Origin of the sequence: Mycobacterium sp., from assembly GCF_046091765.1 — a bacterium.
Taxonomy (GTDB): domain Bacteria; phylum Actinomycetota; class Actinomycetes; order Mycobacteriales; family Mycobacteriaceae; genus Mycobacterium.
This window is the reverse complement of the sequence record NZ_JBJTCF010000108.1, coordinates 24,656-48,014: the sequence shown is the minus strand read 5'-3', so window position 1 is coordinate 48,014 and position 23,359 is coordinate 24,656. Positions and strand designations below refer to the sequence as shown.

The window sequence follows — 23,359 nt, the reverse complement described above, 5'->3', positions numbered from 1 at the left end:
CGTGACATTGATCGTCGGCGACGAGAATCGGGTCCGCACGCTCACCCTGAATCGGCCCGAGGCGCTGAATGCCTTCAATGAAGCCCTCTACGACGCGACCACCGATGGCCTCACCGCGGCGGCCGATGATCCCGGGGTCGCGGCGGTGGTGATCACCGGGGCCGGCCGGGCGTTCAGCGCGGGCCAGGATCTGGCCGAGATGCAGGCGCGAATCGCCGATCCGGGCTTCCGTCCCGGCCGTCACGGCTTTCCCGGGCTTATCGATGCCCTCGGCGCTTTCCCGAAACCGCTGATCTGCGCCGTCAACGGACTCGGCGTCGGACTCGGCGCGACCATACTGGGCTTCGCCGACCTGGCCTTCATGTCCGCTACCGCGCGGCTGAAGTGCCCCTTCACCAGCCTGGGCGTCGCGCCCGAGGCCGCATCGTCCTACCTGCTGCCGCAACTGATCGGGCGCCAGAACGCCGCCTGGCTGCTGCTCTCCTCCCAGTGGATCGACGCCACCGAGGCGCTGCGCATGGGTCTGGTCTTCGCGGTGTGCGAACCGGAAGACCTCATCGCGGAGGTCACGCGGCACGCCGAAGTGATTGCCGCCCAGCCGATCGCCAGCCTGATGGCGGTCAAGCAGTCGATGACCGAACCGGCTAGGCCCGACGTCGCCGCCGCCCGCACGCGAGAAGACGCCTACTTCGCTGAACTGATGGGCGCCCAGGCCAATGCCGAGGCCCTGGCCGAGTTCAGCAGGGGACGCTCGGACTGACCGCTCAGGCGCGCCCGACCTCGCTCAGGTCGCTGAGCCGGTAGGCCGTGACGTTGCTGTCCGTCACCGCGTAGAGCACGTCGCCGATCCGCGCCGTGCGGATGACGGGTTCGTCAGTCTGAATCTCACCGAGCACCTCGATACCGCTGGCGTCGACCCGCATCACCTTGAGGGTTTGCTTGTAGGTGTAGTTCCCGGTGGAGTCATACCCGCTGCTGAGCATCGGCACGACGAGCAGACCGTCCTCGGCTGAGTACAGCAGCGCGTGGTGGTCGTACTGCGCGTCAGACGACGACCACTGGGCGCCCTCATCGAGGAACTGCCGCTCGATCTGGATCGGGTTGGTCGCGTCGGTGACATCGAACAGCGACACGTGCAGACGCGAGTTCCAGGTGCCCGGCTCGCGTTCCTGCCCGATGCCCAGGAGCAGGCCGTCACCCACCGGCTGCAGGTAGTTCGAGAAACCGGGGATCACCAGTTCGCCCTGCAGGGTCGGCGCGGTCGGATCACTGCGGTCGATGGCGAACAGGGGATCGGTCTGCAGGAAGGTGACCAGGTAGGCCATGTCGCCGACGAACCGCACCGCGAACAACTGCTCGCCCGGGGCCAGACCGGTCAGTCGGCCGACTTCGTCGAGCACGTTGCCGGTGGTGTCGAGGGTGTACACGCCGCTTTCGTTGCGGGTGCTCCACGTGCCGACCCCGCCGTCGGCGGTCGGCGTCCAACTCGACGCCCAGGTGTGGGTGGCGACGTTGAGATACCCGTTGTACTCGTCCATCGCGAACTGGTTGATCAGGGTTCCGGGTACCACTCCGCTGGCCTGCCAGGCCAGATCCAGGCCGTCGATGGCGAACCGGTCGATGCGGGTGTTGGTGGTCGAGACGAACTCGGAGTAGTCACCCTCGCTCGTGGCGACGTAGAGCGCGTCGGGCGTCATGTAGATGGCGTTGCCGTTGGTGGCCACCAGGCCGGCCACACTGTCGGCGAAACCCGATCCGGGTGAGGCGTTGAGCGAGTCGATCGAAACCACCGTCACCACAGACTGCCGGTCATCGGCTCCCGGGCGCACGATGTCCGCCGCATCCACCACGACCCCCAGGTCGACCAGGGTGCCGTCGGGGGCGACGGTGAAGGCGTGCGGCAGGGACGCGCTGACGATGTCGTCGCCGACCCGGGCGGCGTACTCATCCCAGGTTTCGTAGGTGCGGTACCCGGAGACCGAGGGGCCGTCCCCGTCCCAGCGGATCGGCTTGGCGAACCGGCGCGCGTCCCCGGAGGAACCCAACACCAGGTCAGACCAGCCACCGGCGTCTGGCCCCGGCACCGCGGTGTAGAGCGGTTCGGGCAGATCGATCGCCCGGTCCAGAACCAGGTACACCTTGCCGTCGACGGCGCGGGCGTCATGCAGTGATCCGTCGTAGAGGGTCTCGCTGGCCACCGTCGGGGCGCTGCGGTCCGAGACGTCGAACACCGTCACGCGGGTCTGCGGATTCCAGTCCCACCACGGTCCGTACGCCATCCGCACCATCGGGCCGTACCAGCCGCCGAATCCGGTCTGGGTGATCACGGTGAGCCGGTCGCCGGACAGGAAGGCGCCCACGACGTTGTCGCGCAGCGTCGTCTCCGACGTGATGGCCGAGTCCGCGCCCAGGATCGTCAGCTTGCCGTTGCGCGCCACATAGAGGTAGTTGCCGTCGGTTTCGACGAAGTCGGCCTCATCGACCCCGTTCACCTGGGTGTTGGTGTCCGACTTGATGCCGCCGCCGGTGGCGTCGTTGATCGCAACCGGGCGGCCACCGAGCATGTAGAGGTAGTTGTAGTGCGGCAGGGTCTGGCCGAACATTCCGCCGTAGCGCTGCTTGGCCAGGGCCAGCAGGTAGTCGCGCAACTCTTGCTCGGTGAAATACGTCGAGGTGCCGGTGGTGGCGCCGGACCCGGTCCCGGTCTGGCCGCCGGTCTGGCCCGAGCCGCTGCCGGGACCGGGGTTCAGCAGCGCGCGCCGTACCAGCAGCAGCGCTCCCTGCAGGAAGTTGGTGACCGGGCTGGCCGGCAGGCCCGACAACCAGTGGGTTGCGGAGTCGAAGAAACTCGTCATGGCCGTCATGACGTCCGCCGCGACGGCCGCGGAACCGATCACCGGTTGGGCGGCGACCGGTTTGGGCGCGGCCAGTCCGCGGGCTCGCCGCGCCGCGGAGGGTTCGGTCGCAGGCGCCGCGGCCGCGGTCGCGGACGCGGTCGGCGTGGGGAGACCCGCAGTGGGCGCGCCCGGTGTGTTGCTCTGCGGAGATGTCGCACCCGAGGGCTGCGTGGCCGCAGGCAGCGGGCCCGACGGGGCGGGGGAGTCGTTCGGCGAATCCTTGCGCGGCCGGACCGATGCGGCGGGGCGCGGCGGGTTGGATCCGCCCCCCGTGGTGGTCGCGCCTGCGGTCGACGCGTCAGCGCCGCCGGTCGAATCCTCGGAGGTGCCGTGGCGGACGGGTTTGGCCGCGCGCGCCCGGGTTGCAGCGCCCGCCCGCGACGGGTTAACCGAGGAAGGGCCCGCGTTCTGGTCCGTCGCGCCGGAGGCGGCGGCGGAATCGGTGTCGCTGTCGGCCGCGGCGATCGCGATGTGCTGAGGGCCCGCCAGCGAGAAGCCCAGCGCGACGGCCGCCGCGCCGATGCGCGCTCCGCGCCGCACCGCCCGCCGACTCACCGGCCGATCCCCACGGAGTCGTCGAGCAAAGCCGCTTCGCGGATGCGCATCGTGGTCGGTTCCCCCACTTGAGCGTCGGTTCGTCAGCCGACGGACGGTGTGAATCGCTTCTGACGCTAGCACACTAATACGGGAGATCAAAGCTCTTTCTCAGCTTAGGCACGATTTTTTCTTATCTGCAGATCAGCCGGCCGGCGACGCTCCCGCCATCCCGCACACCCCCCGGCGCGCCGGGCCGGGCTTGGGCGGCGCCAGCTAACTCCCGGGGCCGCGGTGGACACCGCTGGGCCGGCTGCCCCGCGCGGCGTACCATCGCCGCATGAGCCGGATCGGTGACTTCGCCGACGACGACGTCACCGGCTGGACCACCCTGTCGCCCGCGCTGGCGGGGCCGATGGCCTCGTTCAGCAACGCCGTCTACACCCGCGGCCGGCTTCCGATGCGGGTGCGCGAACTCGCGCGCGCGGTGATCGCCCTGGACAACGAGTGCGTGGTCTGCCAGAACACCCGCGCCGCGGACGGCCCCGCCGCCGGCGTCGACGAGGACCTCTACGCCCACGCCGGTCAGTGGCGGACCTGGCCCGGCTTCAGCGACCAGGAGCGCCTGGCGGCGGAGTTCGCCCACCGGTTCGCCACCGCGCACACCGAACTCCGCGACGACGACGCGTTCTGGCGACGCGCCCGCGAGCTGTTTTCCGACGACCTGCTCGCCGACCTCGCCCTGTCGTGCGCGATGTGGCTGGCCATGGGACGGATGCTGCGCACCCTGGACTTCGGGCAGGCCTGCACGGTGACCCTGCCCCAGCAGAGCTAACCGGGTCGTGACGGCGTTCGGCTTCGGGGCGATCGACGCCGACTCGGTCATCGGCACGATCGTCAACCCGGCCGGGCTGACGTTGGCCAAGGTGATTCCCGCGGCCCGGGCTGCCGTCTTCGCCGATCCGGGACTGGGCGCCAGCCCGACCTGGCACGGGTTCGCCATCGACCAGGCCGGCATCGCGTTCACCGAGGACATCGGTGTCGTCGGCGACCAGTGCATCCGCATCGACCTCGACGCCCTGCGGGTCATCGACAGCGGCCTGGCGTGGGCACCCGGGCAGTTCTACGACCAGGCCGGCGAATCGGTTCCCGCGTGCACGCGCGGTGTGCTGCGCCGGGTGGAGTCCCGGCTCGCCCAGGCCGGTCTGCGCGCCTCGGTCGGTCATGAGGTTGAGTTCCTGCTCGTCGACCCGGCAGGCAATCGGCTGCCGGACCGGTCGTGGGCGCCCTACGGAGTGGCCGGAGTGCTCGAGCACGAGAGCTTCGTCCGCGACGCGTTGTCCGCGCTGGGCGCCGCCGGCGTCGGGGTCGAACAGTTCCACCCCGAGTACGGCGTCAACCAGTTCGAAGTGTCACTGACCGCGCAATCCCCGGTCGCCGCCGCCGACCAGCTGGTACTGACCCGGATCCTGATCAGCCGGGTAGCCCGCCGCCACGGCGTCAGAGTGTGCCTGTCGCCGGTGGCCTTCGCCGGCAGCGTGGGATCGGGCGCCCACCAACACTTCTCGCTGCTGCGGGACGACCCGACCGGCAGTCCACTCTTCGCGGGGGGACCCGGTTCACACGGCCTGACCGCCGCCGGCCAGGCCGCGATCGCCGGGGTGCTCTCCGGTCTTGCCGAGGCCGAGCTTGTGCTGTGCGGTTCGATCGTGTCCGGGCTTCGGCTGCAGCCGGGCAACTGGGCCGGGGCGTACCTCTGCTGGGGAACCGAGAACCGGGAGGCCGCGGTCCGGTTCGTGCGGGGCAGTGCGCTCAACCCCCACGGCGCCAACGTCGAGGTGAAGATCGTTGACCCCTCGGCCAACCCGTACCTGGCTTCCGCGGCGATCCTGGGATTGGCTCTCGACGGCATCGAGCAGGACGCGACACTGCCGCCGGAGATCACCGTGGACCCCCACTCCCTGTCCGACGGCCAGCGCAGCGCCTCGGGCGTCGTCCGGCTGTCCGGTCGCCAGTCGGTCGCCCTCGATGCCCTCGACCACTCCCGTCGGCTGCGCGCCATCCTGGGTGACGCAGTGGTCGACGCGGTCCTGGCGGTGCGTTCCTACGAGCAACGCAACTTCTCCGATCTGGCGCCCCAGGATCTCAGCGACCGGTTCCGGATGGCGTGGGGCCTGTGAGCCGCACCCCGCCCGATCGACTAGTGTTGCCGGACATGCGGGCTGTCGCGTTCGTGGGCCGGGTGGGCGGACTGGCGCTGGCCCTGGGCATCGGCGGCGCCGTCTTCGCGGCGCAGGCCTCCGCCGAGGAGTCACCCGCCGGCAACACGCCGGGTCCGGCCGCGACGGCGAAAGCCGCTGCCGCCCCACACGGCGCCCGCAGCGGCCGGGTGACCGCGCCGGCGTCGACCACCCCCGCAGCGGCGCGCCGGGTGAACGCTGCCGTCACGCGCGGGCCGAACCGGGCACCGGCGCGGACCGTGACGGCCGCTCAGAGGCCGGGCGCATCCATCCCCGTCCCGGCCGCTCGCGGGCCGGGCGGATCTATCGACATCACCAGCACCACACTGGCGTGGAACGACGGCATCCTCGACGGGGAGGTCGATGCCACCTCGGCACGAGACCTGCCACTGCGCTACACAGTGCTCGATCGACCCGACCTCGGCGGCAAGGTCACCCTGATCCCCCCCGCCGGTTACGGCAAGTTCTCCTACCTGCCGTACATGACCACATTGACCGGGGCGGCGCAGACCGAGCAGTTCAGCATCCTGGTCACCGAGACCACCCCCTTCGACTCCTTCCTCACCGGACTCCCGGTGGTGGGGCCGCTGGCCGAGCCATTGCTCGACTCCCTGCGGCGCATCCCGGTGGTCAGCGACCTGCTTGCACCGATCATCGGCGACGCGGTCGTGGTTCCCTTCACCGCCAATCCGTCCGAGTTGGCGAACGGACGCCCGGTGGCGTTCACCTACAAGATGCCTTCCTTCGACGGCACCTTGATCAGCCTGAACTACTTCCCGGCCGTCAACGTCGCCACCGGCGAGACGCTTTCGGCGCCGACGGTGCTCAACGGCCCCGATCTCGGGTTCCCCGGCAACACTGAGACGACCTTCGTATGGGCGCCGAGCCTGGCCCAGATCGTGCCCGGTCTGGAGCCGCTGCGGGAGGGCGCCAGCCCGTTCGCGGATGGCTATACCGCGAGCACGGGATTCAATGTGATCACCTGGGACCCCCGTGGCGAGTGGGCCTCGGGCGGAGTGATGGAACTCGACAGCCCGTTCTATGAGGCCCGCGACGTTTCCTCGATCATCTCCTGGGCCGTAAGCGCCGACAACGTCGCCGCTCGCCAAGTCGCCACGGATGCCGGTGATCCACGGGTCGGCATGGTCGGCGGATCCTACGGCGGCGGGATTCAATTCACCACGGCGGCAATAGATCCGCGTCTCGACGCGATCACGCCGTCGATTGCCTGGAACACGCTGACTGAGTCCCTGTTCCCGACGAACGACTTCAAGACCATCATCGGCAGCGAGTTGCTTCTCGCTCTGATCGCCACGCGGGCCCGGGTGAACTCGCAGGTGTATCCGGCGATCATCACCGGCGATCTGTTCAACATCCTGAGCCCGGATGCGCAGGCCGTTCTCACCAACGCCGGGCCCGCGATGCTGTCGGGCCTCATCACCGCGCCGAGCCTATTCCTGCAGGGAACCGTCGACATCCTCTTCGAACTCGACGCGGCGAGCGTCAACGCCCAGTTGATCCTGAATCAGAACCCGACGGTTCCGGTCAAGACCACCTGGTTCTGCGGCGGGCACGGGGTGTGCTTGCTGCCGGAGAGTAAACAGGAACAGCAGGGCAATCTCATCATGAACAACACCCTGCAGTGGCTGGACGCCTACGTCGCCGGCAACTCCGGTGCGGCGGACTCGATCCCGGTGTTCCAGTGGTGGGACCAGACCGGCCAGTACAACAGCTCCTCGCTGGCGCCCTTCGATCCCGCTTTCACCAACCCCGACCCGCTGACCTACGGGAGTTCCGGCGGGGGACTGGTGCTGGTTCCGCTGCTCGGCGGATCGGGCCCGTCGGCGGCAAGCGTCCCGCCGGACGTTCCCAACATCTTCAGCACAGCGTTCTCGCTGGCCAGCGGAAGTCCGGCGCGCAACGCCGTGAACCTGGACCTCACGGTGCCGGTCGGCACCCGGATCGCGGGGGCGCCGACGCTGGCCTTCAGCTACCGCGGGCTGGGAACCAGCCGCGCGGTTTACGCACAACTGGTCGACAACGCCACCGGGCAGGTGGTCGGCAACATCGTCACCTCGGTTCCGGTGACCCTCGACGGGCGAGAGCGCACCGTCGAGATCCCGCTGGCCGACATCGCCTACACCGTCTACAGCCCGGCCGACTCGCTGACCCTGCAGATCACCAGTTCGGCTCTGCCCTACGCCAACCTCACCGCGTTCGGGTTCATCGACATCTCCGACATCAGCCTTGAGGTGCCGACCGTAGCGGGAAGCGCCTAAGCGTTAGCCGTCAGATCAGCCCAGTGGCGTCGAACATCCAGCTCTGCTCGGCCTTGCCCAACTGCTCCAGCCGGTCCTCCCGTAGATCCTCTCGTTACCGCGTCTTCCAGGGCCCGAACGGGTTCGCGACCCCGGAGAGGGCGGGCGCCAGCTCCGGGTAGTGACGCAGCAGGATGTCGGTCATCGACGTCTTTTGCACCCAGTCGTAGCCGACCTGGGTGTAGACCTCGGGCCGCATATCGGTGGTCAGGAAGCGATCGCTGTTGACCCGTCGTGCCGCCATCAAGAGGAAAATCCGGGTCGCGGTGTCGGAGAATCCCTGTCCGGGGATGAGGTCCTCGGCATACATCCCGACGATCGGATCGACGTCGTCGATCTTGTCGTCGTAGACCTCCTGGATCTGACGCGCCCACTGCTTGTTCGAGGTGATGTCGTCGAACGTCTTGGGCACCGGCATCCGCAATCCCTTCCGGAATTTGGTGTAGCGGGGCACACCCCGCTCACGATCGCGGACCACGTCCAGTGTCGCCAGGTCGGTGAGTTCACCGTCGATGCGCTCAAAGTGCATCAGCGTCCTCGGATAGTTCTTGAGGCAGATCGCCCCGGGATGCTGGACTCCGAAGGAGTAGAAGAGGTCCGGCATGGAGAACTCGTCCATGAACCCGCGCGTGTATTTGCCCTGGATTTCGGTGAATTCGACCTCTCTGATCAGGTCACCGGTCTTCAGCGAGTAGAACTTCCACTCATCGGGGATCAGCGCGTGCATGCGGTAGACCGAGACGAACTCCTCGGTGAACTGGAACGGAACGCCGAAGTGATCGTGCTTGCCGCCAGCCTGGCCACTGATGAAGTCGCTGTTCACCGGGCGTGCGTTTCCGAAGCGCTGGTAGGACTCTTCGCCGGTGAGCCCCCACCAGGTATTGACCAGTCCCCATGCGGTCGCCGGGTGCGACAGGATGCCAGGCGTCCACTCGCAGAGGTGAATCTTCGCGATTAGTGCCGAGATGGCCAGCCAGCCGAGTTCGAACAGCCGCTGGTCGCCGAGATCGGGATAGGCCTTCTTCAGCTCATCGCACAACGCGTTGTGTTCCAGCGTGAACAAGGTGTGCAGGAGCGAGACACCCGTCCAGTAATTCTGGAACATGCCGGTGTGGTCGATTCCCGCATATTCGGTGTTCTCCAGCAGGCGCCGGTCGGAGCCGATCTTCAGCTTGCCATCCTCGAAGGTGCGCAGTGCGGCCTGCTTGTCATAGCCGCTGCCGTACACCTGCGAGGCGTCCCACCAGTGGGTCTCCTCGTTGCGGAAGACCGGGCAGCGCATTCCCTCGGGACGCGCCAGTTCCGGGGTGCGGCGGATCGTCATCGGGTGCTCGGGCCATGGGTCGTCGGCGGCCAACGGCACCTCGATGAGGTCGTCGGGATCGCCGCGACCGTGGAAGAACCAGTTGTGGTTCTCGAATTGGATCCACGCGGCCGCCAGGGTGTTCAGTGTCGTCGCCGGCTTGAAGACGTCGCGCGCCAGCAGCTGCTGGGCGACGATGCGCGGGTTCGGCTCGAACAGCCGTGGCGGCTGCTCAGCCTCGACGAAGTCCAGCGGGAAGTTCCTGGCGAACCGCGACCCCTGCATGCCCATCGCGGGATCCGAGAGGTCGTTCCAGCTCCCGTCGGGCATCCGGGCCCGCACCGCCTCCGGCGGCGGCTCGGCGGGGAATTCGTGCGGCGGCTCGCCGGGGGTGTCGAACAAGTTGCGGGCCCGCAGCGACTCGCGGTCGTAGTACAACTTCGCCATCTGCAGAGCCTGGGTGGGGTACTTATCCCACTCCCGGGTCAGCCCGGCACTCTTGAGCGCGTCCTCGATCTTGTCTAACACCGTTACCTCCCGCACAACGGACCCGGCCAACGCCACCGGTGAATCTCCGGGCCGCCTGCTGCGGGATTGAGCGGAACGTAGCACCGAGACCGGCACGCACTGAGCGTTTACAGCGGAAACTTGGCTAGCCGTATGTGATCGAGCGCTGTGCTCGTCCAACGGCGGTCGGCAAAGCCGTGTTGCGGCCCACCCTCAGATCAGCCCGGTGGCGTCGAACATCCAGCTCATGTCGGCCTTGCCGAGTTGCTCCAGCCAGTCCGCCGGGGCGTGGTTGGCCAGCCCGCCGAAGTCCCAGTAGTCCTTCCACAGCGTGATCGCGGCCGAACCGTGCTCCACGCGGACCTTGTGCACGGTCACGAAGCGCAGCACCGTGCTCTCCCCGGTCACCCACTTCCAGGTCTCGGAGTGCTCATACATGGCGTCGGTGCCGTTGCTCAGCAGAACACCGTCGTGGTTCTCGTATCCGGCCAGCGGCTCCAGACCGACCTTGAGCCGCTTGACGATGTCCGCGGGCCCGCGCGCGGCCGCTGTGGGGCCCAGCGGCATGTCCACATAGATGCAGTCCTCGGCGAGGAAGGCCTTCATCGCGTCCCAGTCCCGGCGCGAGAGCGCCGCCCACATACCCAGCACGGTCGAGGCCACCAGGTCGGGCGCGGCCGGATCAGCGGGCATCGGTCAGCTCCGCGGTGCGCACCCGCGGCGGCGGGATGCGCCGGTCAGCCCGCAGGAAGCTGCCGGTGCGCTCGGCACCCAGCACCGCGGTGGGCACGCCGTCGCGCACCACCGCGCGGCCGGCGATGAGCACCAGCGGGACGGCGGCATTGTTGCGGTTGACCATCCGCGGCAGACCGTCGTATTGCGGCACCGGGGCTTCGGCGTACTCATCGAGGGTGTTGTCGAGTCGCTGCGGGTCGATCACCACGACGTCGGCGCGGTCGCCGATCCGAAGGTGCCCGGCGTCGATCCGATACCAGTCGGCCAGCTCGCCGGTAAGCCGGTGCACGGCCTGCTCGACGGTCATGAAGGGCTGACCGCGCAGCTGAGCGTCGCGGACGTGACGCAGCAGCCGCAGCCCGAAGTTGTAGAACGCCATGTTTCGCAGGTGCGCACCGGCATCGGAGAAGCCGATCTGCACACCAGGGTCGCGGGCGAGTTTCTTGAGCACCTCGGGACGGTGGTTGGAGATGGTGGTGCGCCAGCGGACCTTGGTTCCGTGCTCGAGCACCAGATCGAGGAAGGCATCCACCGGGTGCAGCCCGCCGCGATCGAGGCCGACCTGGCCGAAGGACTTGCCGATGACGGTCTGATCCGGGCAGTCGACGATCTCGGCGTCGAAGAAGTCGCGATGCCACACCCGCATGCCGAATCTGCGGTCGTAGTCCTGACGGAACCGGCGGCGGTAGCCCTCGTCGCTGAGCAGGGCGTTGCGCTCGACCTCGTCGCGCAGGTGCAACGCCGCCGCGCCGGACCCGAACTCCTCGAACACCACCAGGTCGATACCGTCGGCGTACACCTCGAACGGCACCGGAAGGTGCTGCCAGCGGAAGTCGGCGCCGAAGCGGTTCACCAGCCGCGCGATCGGACCGAGTACTGCGATCGCAAGAGGGTTGGACTTGACGTCGGCGGCTGAGAGCAGACTGGTCTTGAGTGTGCGGCGCAGCACCGGAAGTGACTGCGCGATCTGGGACGCCAGGTTCAGCGGGTTCTGGATGTCGGGTCCGGACTGCAGAACCCGGCGCCGCCGCCGCAGCGCGGACTTGAGCCGGCGCAGTTCGCGCGGTCGCGCGTAGGTCGACGGCAGGGTGCGCGAACGGCAGGTCTCCCCGTCGATCTTGTCGAAGAGCAACTGCTGGGAGGACATCCCGACGAATCCGGCATCGAGCGCCTCAGCGAGCATGCTCTCCATCCGCGCCTGCTCGGCCCGGCTCGGCTGCTGGTCTTTGCGCGTCGCGCGGTCAAGACCCATCGTGGCGGTGCGCATGTCGGAGTGGCCGATGAAGGCGGCGAGATTCGGGCCCAGCGCACGGCTCTCCAGGGCACTGATGTACTGCTCGGCGGTGCTCCAGGCTTTCGCGGCGTCGATGGCGGAGATGACGTGCTCGCGGGGGATCGCCTCGACCCGCCCGAAGAGGTCACCGGCGTCGACGCCGCCCACGTGAATCGTCGACAGCGAGCAGGAGCCGAGCAGAATAGTGGTCATCCCGTGGCGTACGGACTCCTCGAGTCCGGGGCCGTCGAGCACCTCGATGTCGTAGTGCGTGTGGATGTCGACCATCCCGGGCAGCACCCAGGAGCCGGCGGCGTCAATCACCTCGGGGCAGCCGGTCTCGTCGAGTTCGTCGGGCGTGACCGCGGCGATCCGGCCTTCGCGGATACCGATGTTGCGCACCGCCGAGGGTGCACCGGTCCCGTCGAACCAGCGGCCCCCGCGGATGATGGTGTCGAAGCTCATCTGCCCATGCAACCGTGCCGCCTGAGCGGTGTCAACGACGGTTGGGCGCCGCGGCGGGCGAACCCAGGCTCACCGGCAGCCGCGCCCACCCGCGCAGCACCCGGGTGTCCCGGCGCTGCCCCGTTCCGGCGGCTCGCGCGTCGGGGAACCGATCGAAGAAGGCACGCAAGCCGACCTCGCCCTCGGTTCGGGCCAGCGCCGCCCCGAGGCAGAAGTGCCTGCCTCCGGAGAACGCCAGGTGCTTGCCGGCATTGGGCCGTCGGACGTCGAACCGGTGCGGCTCGGCGAACACCGCCGGATCGCGGTTGGCCCCACCGAGGTGGATCACCACGACCTCACCCTCGGCCACCGCCGTTCCGGCCACCACGGTGTCGGTGCGGGCCATCCGCGCGGTCAGCAGCACCGGGGAGTCCAGGCGCAGGATCTCCTCGACCGCGTTGGGCCACAGCGACGGCTCCGCCTGGAGTGCGGCGAGTTGGTCGGGGGAGTGCAGCAGCAGCCGGATGCCGTTGCCGAGCAGGTTGACCGTCGTCTCGAACCCCGCCGCGAGCACCAGACCCGCAACTCCGCGCAGTTCGGTCTCATCCAGCCGGACACCCTCCTCGGAGGCCTCGATGATCCTGCTCATCAAGTCCTCACCCGGGCAGTCGCGCAGCGTGGCCAGGTGTGCGACGAGCCAATCGCCGAATCCCTCCAGGCCCCTCTGGACCCGCTGATACTGCTGCCAGGTCAGGCCGAAATCCAGACTGGGCGCCGCCAGACCGCCGAACTCGAGGATCCGCGGCCGGTCGGCGTCGGGCACTCCGAGGATCTCGCTGATGATCGCCACGGGAAGCTGCGAGCAGTAGCGGCCGACCACGTCGACCGCACCGGTTTCGGCGGACAACTCCGCCAGCAACTGCTCCGCGGTCTGCTCGACGCCTTCGCGCAACGCCGCCACCGCGCGGGAGGTGAACACCGACGACACCGTCTTGCGGTAGCGGGTGTGCGCGGGGGGTTCGACGGCCAGCAGCGACGGGGGCCGCAGCGGATGCAGCGCCTCGGGCCGGGTGCGCTGCTCCAGCCAACCCAATGGTCCGGGCAGGTTGGAGCCCAACTCGATCACCCGGAAGTCCTCGGAGCGCAGCAGTTCGTGGGCGAGCGCGTGGTCGACGGTCAGATAGGACACCCGCGCACGCACCAGCGGACCGTGGGCACGCAGGTCGTCGTAGAACGCGAACGGATCCGCGCGGATCTGAGGGTCCAGCAGCAGACGAGCCTGGGGGTCACCTGTTTTGGCCGACCATGTGGCCAGCACGCGCAACACGCCGTGCATGGCGAGCCAGTGCAGTCGCTGCTTCACCGCGTTGTCACTTCGAGGGCGGCGTCCAACGCACCGGGAGCCTCTTGATGCCGTGGATGAACGCCGAGAGCAGCATCGCCGGCTCCTCGGTGGCGACGATGTCGGGGATGCGATTGTGCAGTTCCTCGAACACCACCGCGATCTCGCGCCGCGCGAGATTGGCGCCCAGGCAGAAATGCGCTCCGCCGCCGCCGAAACCGACGTGGTGGTTGGGGGAGCGGGTGACATCGAAGAGCCACGGGTTGGCGAACTTCTCCTCGTCGCGGTTGGCTGAGCCGTACCACATGGTCACCTTGTCACCCGCGGCGATCGTGACCCCGCTGACCTCGACGTCGCGCGTGGTGGTGCGCCGCATGTACACCACAGGCGACGCCCAGCGCACGATCTCCTCGACCGCGGTCGGGGTGTGGGCGTCGAAGTCCTGCCACCAGGTCTCGCGTTGCTCGGGATAGCGCGACAGCGCAAGCACACCGTGACTGATCGCGTTGCGGGTGGTCTCGTTGCCGGCCGCGGCCAGCAGGATGAAGAACGACGCGATCTCCGTCGAGGAGAGCTGCTCCCCGTCGACCTGCGCGGCCACCAGCGCGGTGGTCAGGTCGTCGCGCGGGTTGTCCCGCCGGTCCTCGGCCAGCGCGGTGGCGTAGGCGCCGATGTCGATGGCGACTTTCATGAACTCCTCGATATCGGTGCTCATGTCCGGGTCGCCGAAACCGAGAATGATGTTGGTCCAGTAAAAGATCTGCTGGTGGTCGTGCTCGGGCACGCCCATCATGTCGCAGATCACCTGCAGCGGAAGGGGGCCGGACAGCTCAGCTACCAGTTCGCCGTTGCCGTCGGGATGCTTGGCGATCAAGTCCGAGACCAGCCGGTGGGCGCGCTCGCGCACCGATTCCTCGGTGCGCGCGACGACCCGAGGGGTGAAGGCACTGCGCACGATGTTGCGCAGGCGGGCGTGCCGTGGATCGTCGAGGGCGATCATCGAGCCGAAGTACTCGGCCACCTCGGGTGCCTGGTCGGCGATGGTGATGTTGGGGTAGGAACTGAAGATCTCCGGGTGCCGGCTGGCGAAGTGCACGTCGTCGAACTTCGTCAGCGCCCAGTGGCCGGGTCCGGTTTCGAATCCCTCGAACTCGATCTCTCGGAAGAAGGTGATGGGCGCCTCCCGGCGAAGAGTCGCGAAGGCCCCGTCGCGGATCGAGTCGTCGAGAGCCCAGAACTTCAACGTGCCGAGATTGACGTCCGCCAGTGGGACATCGGGGGGCGCCTGACCGTTGGCGCGGGTAGCGATCGCCATAGAGAAACCCGTCGTCGTGTGATGCCGTACCTCGAGACTAGTCCGCGCGATCCCCTGCCTCGACCACCTTCTTGATCCGCTCCAGCGTGGTGCGCATGTCGCGAACGTTGCGTCGGCCGCGCAAATAGCCCGCAAACGTCCAGAACACCCGGATCGGGAGGGAGTTGTTCAGCCGAAACGACTCGGTGACGTCGGTGCCGTCGCCGCTGGGGGTGAACCGATAGTGCCAGTTGTTGACGGCCCTGTCGCCGGGGCCCAGCACCGCGAAGCCGAACTCGCGGCCGCGCTCGCAGGCGGTGACCCGGCAGGTGGTCCAGTAGACCGGGCCGATCTCGTTACGGCGGACGTGGCCGCGAAACTTCGCGCCCAGCACGGGGCCGGTGGCCCCGTCGAGCCATTCGGACTCGAACACCTCCGGCGAGAACCGGCCGGTGTTGCGAATATCGGCGACCAGGTCGAAGATCTTCTCCGCCGGAGCGGACATGTGCACTGTCACAGAGCCTTCCATGCAGCCGATCCTAGGTGGCTCAGAACGCGTAGACGTTCTCGGGCGTGAGCACCTCGGTGATCGCCCGGGCCAACGCGGTGTCCGGCGACTGGGCCTCGGGCCGCGAGATGTCGGTGTTGATCATCGCCACCAGGGAGGTCTGCCGTTGCGGCAGGTAAACCGCGACGGTCTGATACCCCGGGACGCTGCCGTTGTGACCGATCCAGCCCGCGGCGGTCATGAGCCCGATGCCGTAGGCCGCCCCGGGCGCAAGGGCGCCCGCCGAGGCGTCCTCACGCCGTTGGCGCTGCAACTCCGTGGAGATCAGCGCCCCGCGTACCAGCGCGGGCAGCCACCTGCGCATGTCGTCCAGCGTCGAGACCATGCCGCCCGCGGCCCACGTGCTGTCGGCGCTCCAGTCGGTGGCGTCGAGCGACGGACCCGGGCCGTCGAGGGGGTCGGTGTAGCCGCGGGCGTGGGGCTCGGGAAACTGGGCGCCGGCCGGCAGGCTGGTGTCTGCCATCTTCAGCGGACCCAGGACGTTCCCCCTCAGATAGTCGCCCAGAGCCTGCCCGCTGATCTTCTCGATCAGCAGACCGAGTACGACGTAGTTGGTATTGCAGTACTGCCATCGCTGCCCCGGCGGGAAGACGGGCGGTCGGGAGAAGGCCAGGGCCAACAGTTCGGTCGGGGTGAAGCCGCGGCCCGGATCGCTGCGAAACGCCGCCTCGAACGCGTCGGTTTCGGTGTACTCGGGAAGTCCGCTGCGCATCGTGGCCAATTGCCGCACTGTGATCGCCTCGCCGCCGGGTATTCCCTCGAGGTAGTCGGCGATCGGCGCGTCCAAGCCGACCTCGCCACTGTCGACCAGTTGGAGCAGCGCGGTGGCCGTGAACGTCTTGGTGACACTGCCGATCCGGCTGTAGAAATCGGTCTTCACCGGGCTGTCCGTGGCGGTATCGGCGACACCGAACGCCCTGACGTAGTCCCCGTCCGGGGACCAGATCCCGATCAGCGCGCCGGGGATCGCCTCGGCCGACATCGCCGCCTCGATCGCAGTGTCGAGTCGCGCGGCCACGGCGGTGTCGAGTGCTCGCGAATCGGCTGGTTTCGATGCCGGACGGCTTGGCGAGCACCCGGCGGCAAGGCTCACCGCTGCCACGGCGACCGCCATGGCGACCAGCGGGTGCCGACGCACAGCAGTTCTCATCGTCTCCCCGTCGGTAGCGTGTAATTCATGGTTGTCACCCTGCGCCCGCCGGTCGCGAGCGTCGACCGCTTCATCGCCGCCCCGGTGGCGACGGTGTGGCAGGTGCTCACCGATCTCGGGGCTTGGCCGCAGTGGGGGCCGTCGGTGCGCCGCGCCGCACTGAGCGACGGCGCCACCGAGCTGTGCCTGGGCACGCGGGGAACGGTGTGGACGGCAGTGGGGGTTCCGCTGCCGTTCACGATCACCGAGTTCGAGCCCCAGAGCCGGTGGACCTGGGCGGTGGCCGGGCTGCCGGCCACCGGGCACGCACTCACCGGCGCACCCGGTGGTTGCCGCGCGCGGTTCGAGGTGCCGTGGTGGGCGACGGCGTACCTGCCGGTGTGCGCGGTCGCCTTACGGCGCATCGAGGGACTCGCCGGTCAGGCGGCACAGTAGGACCGGGTCGCGGTGTCGAGGGCCTGCCGGTGGAGCGGATCGAGCTGGCGGGCGCCGGCGACGGCGGACTTGGCGGCGTCCAGGTCGGCCGGGCAGCCGGGCGAGTGAAGGACCGGCCACTGCTCGGCGATCTCCCCGACGATGCGCCGGTTGAGCGCGTCGATCTGGGATCGCGACGTGTCCAGGTCCGGTGCCACCGAGGGCGCCGCGGCGGGGTCGAGCTTCCACCAGGAGAACCTGCTGTATTGGACGGCCTCGCTGGCGTCGATCTGGTCGCCGAAGACCCTCGAGACGTAGGCCGCGGGCAGGCCTTGCGACTCGGCGTCCTCGGACACCGCGGTCAGGACCTGAGCGACCCGTTGAGGGTCGGTGATCGCGGCACCGCTGAGCCACTTGGTCGCGGCGACCGGGTCGGCGGTCTGCAGCCGCTGCGCGGCGGCATCGACCAGTTCGAAGAGCGCCTGCTCGGAGTGCCCGCCGTCGGCGAACGCTTCGGCGGGCGGGGTGGCGAGCACCGCCGCTGAGACCGTCAGACAGACTGTCAGACACACCGTCAGGCGCACGGCGGTCAGCCGACCGGCCCCTTGGCCAGCACCAGCGGGGCGCTGCGCGGAAAACCGGTGCGGTCGATCCAGGTCAGGGTGATGACGTCGCCGGGCCGGCGCTGATTCATGATGGTGGACAGATCCGCCGCCGAGTTCACCGGTATGCCGTCGACCGCGGTGATGACGTCCCCGCCGACCAGGCCGGCCTGGCGGGCGGGGGTATCCGGCAGCACCTGCCGGATGACCGCACCCGGCGGACCACCGATCGGTGCGGCGTCAGCGATCGCCACCCCGATGAACGCGGTGTCGCCGATGTGCACGGTGTCCGAGGATGCCCCGGCGCGGATCTGGTTGGCGATCCCCAGGGCCCGTTCGATCGGGATGGCGAAGCCTTCACCGCCGGTGACTCCTCCCGCCCGGTAGGTCAGAGTGGCCGCGACGGTCACCCCGACCACCTGACCGGCCCGGTTGACCAAGGGTCCGCCGGAGTCGCCCGGGCGGATGTCGGCGGCGACCCGGATCAGGTCGAACAACTCACGCGCCCCGCCCCCGGATTCGTCGGAGGCGCGCACCGAGGCGCCGATCTGGGTGACGGTGCCCGGGGCGAAGGTGGGGTTGCCGGGGGCCCCGTCGGCGTTGCCGATGGCTGCGATCGGCTCGCCGATGGTCAGCGCGGCAGCGCTGCCGGTGATCGCGGTCGGCAGGCCGACGGCACCGCGCAACCGGATCAGGGCGATGTCGTTGGCCCGGTCGAACCCGACCACATCCACCGGGTAGGAGCGGCTGTTGGCCAGACTGACGGCCTCGATCTCGGTGGCACCCTCGATGACGTGGTTGTTGGTCAGCACCTCGCCGTCGGGGCTGAGCACGATCCCGGTTCCCAGGCCGATCGCACCCTGGTAGCCCAGCACGGTCCGGATGTCGACCAGACCGGGGACGACCTGGCCGAGCAGGGCCGACTGGTCCAGAGGGGTTCGCGGCAGCGCGGGACTGGCCGCGGCCGGCGCGGCGACACCGACTGTGGCGCCGGCGAGCAACGTCGAGACAGCCAGGACCCCGCAGATTCCCCGACGCATCCGTCCGATGCGCCGACGACCCGCCCGTTGCGGCTCCACCACGTCCATACCCCCAACTTTGCCTGAAACGGCGACCGAATCCCATCAGGCGCCCCCGCGCAACGCCGGGTGCGTCGCGTGGGCCGTCCCGAAAACCCCCGATCGGCCTGCCGTGACGTCTCCAGTCGCACCTCCCAGAATACGACGGGCACCGACAGCGGCGGAGCGCCGAGCCCGCGCCGGTAGGATTCGCTCAACGTATGGCACTCGCAATCCGGCGCTCACGGCCCGTCATCGCCCTCACCGCAGCCGCTCTGGGACTGTGCCTGGTCCTCGGTGTGGGGTTCATCACGCTGCACCGACTCGACCAGCGCGGCGTCGCACCGGACCCCGCGGCCCAGCCGCTCTCCGACGACCAGGCCCGCCAGCAGGTGGTGGACGCCGCTCGCCAGTTCGTCGGGGCGGGTGAGTTGCCCGCGGCCACCGGTACCTATGCCCTGACCTCCTGTTCGGCCGAGGACGCACCGCCCTACCAGGGAGCGGTCTACCTCAACTTCGACATACCCCGCATTGCCGAGACGCAGGCGCTCTTCTCCGACATCGCCCAGGCGATGACCGAGCGCGGCTGGACCGAGGGGATGCAACCCAACCGCCACCCCGACGGTCGTGTGCTGACCAAGGACGGCCTGGTCGCGGTGTACCACCGCGACCCCGAACAGCCCGGCCGGGGCGTGCTGCAGATCCACGGCGAGTGCCGCACCGTCACCGACCACCGGGCGGACACCACCGGGTTCACCGATATCAGCGCTCAGCTGTACCCCTGAGGTGCACCGGATCGCGCACCGGATCGCGCACCGGATTGAGGACTTTAGTCCCCGGCACGCCGGGCGTAAGGCCATGTCTGATACCAGCCGTCACAGATAGGCTGCTCAACCATGACCTATGTGATCACCAGCGCATGTGTGGACGTCAAGCACAAGGCGTGCGCCCAGGAATGCCCGGTCGACTGCATCTACGAGGGCGACCGGACCATGTACATCAACCCCGAGGAATGCGTCGATTGCGGAGCGTGCCGGTTGCTCTGCGAGGTTGACGCGATCTACTACGACGGTGACCTGCCCGACGAACAGCGCAGGTTCCTCGCCGACAACGCCGCGTTCTTCAACGAGGTCCTGCCCGGCCGTTCGGCGCCGTTGGGAGCCCCGGGCGGAGCAGCGGCGCTGGGCCCGCTCGGCGTCGATACCCCGATGGTTTCTGCCCTGCCGGGCAGGGGGGTGTGACCCGCCCGAACTGCTCTGTTCGCCCCGGTTGTAACGCAAGCCCTTAAACTTGCGACTTGTCCTACAGCTAGAGGGCAGGGAGCAATGACCGGAATTTCTCGACGCGCACTCGCCGCCGCGGGTGCCGCGATGGTCGGTCTGCTCGTGTCGACCTCGGGCAGTCCGGTTTCCGTCGCGGCGTCGGGCTCACAGTCGGTGGCCGGCGAAGTGCTCGCGGTGCGCCCGGTCAACGGTCAGACCGTCGGCGTCGCACACCCGATCATCGTCACGTTCACCGGATCGGTCCGGGATCGCCGGGCCGCCGAACGGACTATCACCGTCACCTCCCCGGACACCATGACCGGGCGCTTCGAATGGCTCTCCGATTCCGTCGTGCAGTGGCTACCCGACCAGTTCTGGCCGGCACACTCCCGGATCACGCTGCTCGCCGGCGGGGTGCGGCGCAGCTTCGGCACTGGGGCCACCGTGCTGGGGGTCGCGAGCATCTCCAACCACACGTTCACCGTGAGCATCGACGGCGAGGTCATCCGACAGATGCCGGCCTCGCTGGGCAAGCCCCGGTTCGCCACGCCGATCGGCTCCTTCAGCGTTCTGGAGAAGTACAAGTCGATCGTGATGGACTCGCGGACCATCGGTATCCCGCTGACCGATCCGGAGGGCTACAAGCTCACGGTCGCCGATGCGGTGCGGATCACCTGGGGCGGGGTCTACGTGCACTCGGCTCCCTGGTCGACGGGCTCGCAGGGGTATGCGAACGTCAGCCACGGCTGCATCAACCTCAGCCCTGACAACGCGCTCTGGTACTACAACCAGGTCGGTATCGGCGACCCGGTCGTCGTCAACGGCTGAGCAACCCGGGACTACACCCGGGCGTGCAGGTTCTTCGCGGTCGGGGATGAGGACACCGCCGCAGGATCCGGATAGGTGCCCAATACCCGGTCGGCGGTTCCCGGGGTGGTGACCGCGTACCAGAAGTGCTCGTTCTTGTAGTGATGCAGCCGGTGGTTACGCCAGATGAACCGGTAGACCGCGCCTTTCGGCTTGTAGTCGGTGTGCACCAGGTAGTGGGTCCACTCGTAGACCAGACCGACCGCCATCACCAGCGTCAGGAACGTCAACCCGAGCCCGATGCGCGGGAAGGCGAACACCGCCACCAGCGTTGCCGACACGATCGCGCCGATCAGCGACGGCAGCGGAATGAAGACCAGAGCGGTGTGCCTCGGATCGACGTGATGTTCCCGATGCTTGCGGGCCAGCAGCGAGTCCAGGGTGACACCGGCCACCCGACGTGGCCGCCAGTGCAGCACGCACACATGAACCAACCACTCGACAAAGGGGAAGGCCGCCGCGATCGCCAAGGGGACGACGGCGTCCGACAGATGCCACCCCCCGACCGTCACACGGGCCGTCAGTGCGGCGATCAGCGCCGCGCTGAGCAGCCACGGCGAGGGGTAGCGCCAGAATTCGGCCGCCGCCTGCGCCAGGTTCGGGACTTTGCGGTTGCGCCCCCGAGATTCCCGGATTGCATCCTGCGTCATTTCCTGTGCATCCCCTCGAACGCCACGAGCACCTCGTCGGCGACGCGCATCGTGCCCATCAGCAGCGAGTACGGCTTGATGCCGAACTCGGCCTGGCTGACCGAAGCTTGCAGCGCCATCGCCCACGAGTCTCCGTTATCCCCGACCCTCAGGTCAACGGACCGGGGGCGCCTCGTGCCGTGGATCTCCAGAAACCCGGTCAGGCGGTAGCCGTCGGCCGTCGTGCTGATTTCCTCTGCGGTGAAACGAATCTCCGGGTACTTCTTCGCCTCCAGCGTCTTGAGCGCATTCATCCGCGCCACCGCCTTCTCGGGCCCGCTCAGTGGCGTGACACCGCCCTCGCCCCCCAGCACCTGGATCGAGTCCACCGGCACGGTCAGTTCGACGGCGACGGGTTTGTCCTGACCCCACACCACGCGCGCGCGCCAGGAGGTGACACCGATCGTCAGCCGATGGCCCATCTTGGCCGCCGGGCCGGCGACCCCGGTGTGGATGCGCAGATCGCCGTCGGACGGGCCGAGTGACCACGTCGCCTTGGTCATTCTTCGATGGTATCGCCGCCCGCGACTCCGGCTTGTGTCCCCACGCCACCGGCGTAGTCGACATTCCAGTGCTTGATGCCGTTGAGCCACCCCGACCGCAACCGCTGGGGCTTGCTGAGCGGGGTGAGATCGGGCATGTGGTCGGCGATCGCGTTGAACATCAGGTCGATGGTCATCCGCGCCAGGTTGGCACCGATGCAGTAGTGCGCTCCGGTTCCCCCGAACCCGACGTGCGGGTTGGGGTCGCGCAGGATGTCGAAGCAAAACGGGTCGACGAAAACGTCTTCGTCGAAGTTGGCCGACCGGTAGGACATCACCACCCGCTGACCCTTCTTGATCGTGACTCCGCCAAGCTCGGTGTCGCGCAGTGCGGTGCGCTGAAACGAGGTAACCGGTGTCGCCCACCGGACGATCTCATCCACCGCGGTGAGCGGTCGCGACCTGCGGTACAACTCCCACTGGTCGCCGAATTCGGTGAACGCGACCATGCCGTGGGTGATCGAGTTGCGGGTGGTCTCGTTGCCGGCGACCGCAAGAAGAATCACGAAGAAGCCGAACTCGTCGTCGGAGAGCCTGTGCCCCTCGACGTCAGCTTGCACCAATTTGGTGACCAGGTCATCGCGGGGATGAGCCGACCGGTCGGCGGCCATCTGCATGCTGTACATGATCAGCTCGATTGAGGCGCCGACGGCGTCGTTGCCGGCGAATTCCGGATCAAGATCGCCGACCATCTGGTTGGACCAGTCGAAGATCTTTTTCCGCTCGTCTTGAGGCACCCCCATCAATCCGGCGATGGCCTGCAGCGGAAGCTCACACGCGACCTGTTCGACGAAGTCGCCCGAACCCCGCTCCGCCGCGGATCTCACGATGGCGTCGGCGCGCTCGCGCAGATCCTCGCGCAGCGCCTCCACCGCCCGCGGGGTGAACGCACGCGAGATGATCTTGCGGAGATGGGTGTGGTGTGGGGCGTCCATGTTGAGCATGACGAAGCGGCCGCGCTCGATCTGCTCGGCGACGGTGCCCTCTTTGTAGCGCGGCAACGCGGTCTTCTCCAGACTGGAGAAGACGTCACTGCGCCGGGAGATCTCCTTGACGTCGCGATGCTTGGTGACCACCCAGTACCCGCCGTCGTCGAAGCCGCCCACCCCGTAGGGCTGCTCGTTCCACCAGATGGGTGCCACTTTGCGCAGCAGGGCTAGTTCCTCGACGGGCAGTCGGGCGGCATTGAGGTCGGGGTCGGTGAAGTCGAACCCGGGGGGCAGATCGGGACCGGCCACGTCAGGCACCTCCCTTCACTCGCGCCTGCACTCGCGGCGGTGTTCTCTGCCTACACCGCCGCCGGATACTCCGTGGCGAGTT

21 protein-coding genes are annotated in these 23,359 nt (G+C 68.4%); 8 read left to right on the top strand and 13 right to left on the bottom strand.

Translation table 11 applies throughout. The features are described from left to right. Position 1: 1 nt before the first annotated feature. Complete coding sequence (locus ACKOB8_RS11975; RefSeq protein WP_526377469.1) at positions 2-760, top strand: enoyl-CoA hydratase/isomerase family protein; 759 nt, start codon at positions 2-4, stop codon at positions 758-760. Between the two features lie 4 nt (positions 761-764). Here the strand turns inward: ACKOB8_RS11975 and ACKOB8_RS11970 are convergent, their stop codons facing one another. Then, entirely contained in the window at positions 765-3,452 is a 2,688-nt protein-coding gene (locus ACKOB8_RS11970; RefSeq protein WP_526377467.1) for a beta-propeller domain-containing protein, read from the bottom strand. A 319-nt stretch (positions 3,453-3,771) separates the two neighbouring features. On the opposite strand from ACKOB8_RS11970, the gene ACKOB8_RS11965 reads away from it, so the two are divergent. Genes ACKOB8_RS11965 through ACKOB8_RS11955 form a run of 3 tightly spaced genes read left to right on the top strand, consistent with a single transcriptional unit; the run spans position 3,772 to position 7,950 of the window. Continuing rightward, on the top strand, positions 3,772-4,266 hold the full coding sequence (locus tag ACKOB8_RS11965; protein ID WP_526377465.1) for a carboxymuconolactone decarboxylase family protein: 495 nt from the start codon (positions 3,772-3,774) through the stop codon (positions 4,264-4,266). Positions 4,267-4,273: 7 nt separating this feature from the next. Next, positions 4,274-5,611, top strand: a complete 1,338-nt coding sequence (locus ACKOB8_RS11960; protein WP_526377463.1) for a type I glutamate--ammonia ligase — start codon at positions 4,274-4,276, stop codon at positions 5,609-5,611. 35 nt (positions 5,612-5,646) lie between these two features. Next, positions 5,647-7,950, top strand: coding sequence for a CocE/NonD family hydrolase (locus ACKOB8_RS11955; protein WP_526377461.1), 2,304 nt, complete (start codon positions 5,647-5,649; stop codon positions 7,948-7,950). Positions 7,951-8,044: 94 nt separating this feature from the next. Here ACKOB8_RS11955 and ACKOB8_RS11950 read toward each other — a convergent pair whose 3' ends face one another. The 7 genes from ACKOB8_RS11950 to ACKOB8_RS11920 form a co-directional block, all read right to left on the bottom strand. Continuing rightward, complete coding sequence (locus ACKOB8_RS11950) at positions 8,045-9,820, bottom strand: peroxidase family protein (protein WP_526377459.1); 1,776 nt, start codon at positions 9,818-9,820, stop codon at positions 8,045-8,047. Positions 9,821-10,012: 192 nt separating this feature from the next. Further along, positions 10,013-10,492 carry a nuclear transport factor 2 family protein gene (locus tag ACKOB8_RS11945; protein ID WP_526377457.1) on the bottom strand — a complete coding sequence of 160 codons (480 nt, stop codon included), beginning with the start codon at positions 10,490-10,492 and terminating at the stop codon, positions 10,013-10,015. Next, the gene (locus tag ACKOB8_RS11940; protein ID WP_526377455.1) at positions 10,482-12,272 is read right to left on the bottom strand and encodes an N-acyl-D-amino-acid deacylase family protein; all 1,791 of its coding nucleotides are present in this window, start codon (positions 12,270-12,272) and stop codon (positions 10,482-10,484) included. Before ACKOB8_RS11940 ends, ACKOB8_RS11945 begins: the two co-directional genes overlap by 11 nt. A gap of 31 nt (positions 12,273-12,303) precedes the next feature. Next, on the bottom strand, positions 12,304-13,614 hold the full coding sequence (locus ACKOB8_RS11935; protein WP_526377453.1) for a cytochrome P450: 1,311 nt from the start codon (positions 13,612-13,614) through the stop codon (positions 12,304-12,306). Positions 13,615-13,621: 7 nt separating this feature from the next. Further along, positions 13,622-14,908 carry a cytochrome P450 gene (locus ACKOB8_RS11930; protein ID WP_526377451.1) on the bottom strand — a complete coding sequence of 429 codons (1,287 nt, stop codon included), beginning with the start codon at positions 14,906-14,908 and terminating at the stop codon, positions 13,622-13,624. A gap of 37 nt (positions 14,909-14,945) precedes the next feature. Beyond that, a complete protein-coding gene (locus tag ACKOB8_RS11925; protein ID WP_526377449.1) occupies positions 14,946-15,416 on the bottom strand; it encodes an SRPBCC family protein in 471 nt (156 codons plus the stop codon). A gap of 19 nt (positions 15,417-15,435) precedes the next feature. Further along, a complete protein-coding gene (locus ACKOB8_RS11920) occupies positions 15,436-16,605 on the bottom strand; it encodes a serine hydrolase domain-containing protein (protein ID WP_526377447.1) in 1,170 nt (389 codons plus the stop codon). A 27-nt stretch (positions 16,606-16,632) separates the two neighbouring features. Here ACKOB8_RS11920 and ACKOB8_RS11915 point away from each other — a divergent pair, with 27 nt between their 5' ends. Beyond that, positions 16,633-17,040 (top strand): SRPBCC family protein, encoded by a 408-nt coding sequence (locus ACKOB8_RS11915; protein WP_526377445.1) that lies wholly within the window; start codon positions 16,633-16,635, stop codon positions 17,038-17,040. Here the strand turns inward: ACKOB8_RS11915 and ACKOB8_RS11910 are convergent. Both ACKOB8_RS11910 and ACKOB8_RS11905 read right to left on the bottom strand, forming a co-directional pair. Next, positions 17,025-17,603 carry a chorismate mutase gene (locus ACKOB8_RS11910; RefSeq protein ID WP_526377443.1) on the bottom strand — a complete coding sequence of 193 codons (579 nt, stop codon included), beginning with the start codon at positions 17,601-17,603 and terminating at the stop codon, positions 17,025-17,027. The two genes, ACKOB8_RS11915 and ACKOB8_RS11910, sit on opposite strands and share 16 nt — an antisense overlap. Before the next feature lie 5 nt (positions 17,604-17,608). Beyond that, positions 17,609-18,661 carry a S1C family serine protease gene (locus tag ACKOB8_RS11905; RefSeq protein WP_526377561.1) on the bottom strand — a complete coding sequence of 351 codons (1,053 nt, stop codon included), beginning with the start codon at positions 18,659-18,661 and terminating at the stop codon, positions 17,609-17,611. A 239-nt stretch (positions 18,662-18,900) separates the two neighbouring features. On the opposite strand from ACKOB8_RS11905, the gene ACKOB8_RS11900 reads away from it, so the two are divergent. The 3 genes from ACKOB8_RS11900 (at position 18,901) to ACKOB8_RS11890 (ending at position 20,769) form a co-directional block, all read left to right on the top strand. Beyond that, a complete protein-coding gene (locus ACKOB8_RS11900; RefSeq protein ID WP_526377441.1) occupies positions 18,901-19,464 on the top strand; it encodes a lipoprotein LppJ family protein in 564 nt (187 codons plus the stop codon). Between the two features lie 111 nt (positions 19,465-19,575). Next, a complete protein-coding gene (gene fdxA / locus ACKOB8_RS11895; protein ID WP_526377439.1) occupies positions 19,576-19,920 on the top strand; it encodes a ferredoxin in 345 nt (114 codons plus the stop codon). 84 nt (positions 19,921-20,004) lie between these two features. After that, on the top strand, positions 20,005-20,769 hold the full coding sequence (locus tag ACKOB8_RS11890; RefSeq protein WP_526377437.1) for a L,D-transpeptidase: 765 nt from the start codon (positions 20,005-20,007) through the stop codon (positions 20,767-20,769). An 11-nt stretch (positions 20,770-20,780) separates the two neighbouring features. On the opposite strand, the gene ACKOB8_RS11885 is transcribed toward ACKOB8_RS11890, so the two are convergent. Genes ACKOB8_RS11885 through ACKOB8_RS11875 form a run of 3 tightly spaced genes read right to left on the bottom strand, consistent with a single transcriptional unit; the run spans position 20,781 to position 23,277 of the window. After that, on the bottom strand, positions 20,781-21,458 hold the full coding sequence (locus ACKOB8_RS11885) for a sterol desaturase family protein (RefSeq protein WP_526377435.1): 678 nt from the start codon (positions 21,456-21,458) through the stop codon (positions 20,781-20,783). Next, positions 21,455-22,000: a YceI family protein gene (locus ACKOB8_RS11880; RefSeq protein ID WP_526377433.1), complete on the bottom strand. Its 546-nt coding sequence runs from the start codon at positions 21,998-22,000 to the stop codon at positions 21,455-21,457. The genes ACKOB8_RS11885 and ACKOB8_RS11880 overlap by 4 nt, the downstream gene beginning before the upstream one ends. Continuing rightward, positions 21,997-23,277: a cytochrome P450 gene (locus ACKOB8_RS11875; RefSeq protein ID WP_526377431.1), complete on the bottom strand. Its 1,281-nt coding sequence runs from the start codon at positions 23,275-23,277 to the stop codon at positions 21,997-21,999. The genes ACKOB8_RS11880 and ACKOB8_RS11875 overlap by 4 nt, the downstream gene beginning before the upstream one ends. Positions 23,278-23,359 lie beyond the last annotated feature (82 nt).

Excerpts from the sequence above, each read along its gene's own strand:
- ACKOB8_RS11890 (WP_526377437.1), top strand. The coding sequence starts at position 20,005 with ATGACCGGAATTTCTCGACGCGCACTCGCCGCCGCGGGTGCCGCGATG.
- ACKOB8_RS11940 (WP_526377455.1), bottom strand. The coding sequence starts at position 12,272 with ATGAGCTTCGACACCATCATCCGCGGGGGCCGCTGGTTCGACGGGACC.
- ACKOB8_RS11885 (WP_526377435.1), bottom strand. The coding sequence starts at position 21,458 with ATGACGCAGGATGCAATCCGGGAATCTCGGGGGCGCAACCGCAAAGTC.
- ACKOB8_RS11925 (WP_526377449.1), bottom strand. The coding sequence starts at position 15,416 with ATGGAAGGCTCTGTGACAGTGCACATGTCCGCTCCGGCGGAGAAGATC.
- ACKOB8_RS11905 (WP_526377561.1), bottom strand. The coding sequence starts at position 18,661 with ATGCGTCGGGGAATCTGCGGGGTCCTGGCTGTCTCGACGTTGCTCGCC.
- ACKOB8_RS11955 (WP_526377461.1), top strand. The coding sequence starts at position 5,647 with ATGCGGGCTGTCGCGTTCGTGGGCCGGGTGGGCGGACTGGCGCTGGCC.
- ACKOB8_RS11945 (WP_526377457.1), bottom strand. The coding sequence starts at position 10,492 with ATGCCCGCTGATCCGGCCGCGCCCGACCTGGTGGCCTCGACCGTGCTG.
- ACKOB8_RS11900 (WP_526377441.1), top strand. The coding sequence starts at position 18,901 with ATGGCACTCGCAATCCGGCGCTCACGGCCCGTCATCGCCCTCACCGCA.
- ACKOB8_RS11915 (WP_526377445.1), top strand. The coding sequence starts at position 16,633 with ATGGTTGTCACCCTGCGCCCGCCGGTCGCGAGCGTCGACCGCTTCATC.
- ACKOB8_RS11965 (WP_526377465.1), top strand. The coding sequence starts at position 3,772 with ATGAGCCGGATCGGTGACTTCGCCGACGACGACGTCACCGGCTGGACC.
- fdxA (WP_526377439.1), top strand. The coding sequence starts at position 19,576 with ATGACCTATGTGATCACCAGCGCATGTGTGGACGTCAAGCACAAGGCG.
- ACKOB8_RS11880 (WP_526377433.1), bottom strand. The coding sequence starts at position 22,000 with ATGACCAAGGCGACGTGGTCACTCGGCCCGTCCGACGGCGATCTGCGC.
- ACKOB8_RS11920 (WP_526377447.1), bottom strand. The coding sequence starts at position 16,605 with ATGAGAACTGCTGTGCGTCGGCACCCGCTGGTCGCCATGGCGGTCGCC.
- ACKOB8_RS11930 (WP_526377451.1), bottom strand. The coding sequence starts at position 14,908 with ATGGCGATCGCTACCCGCGCCAACGGTCAGGCGCCCCCCGATGTCCCA.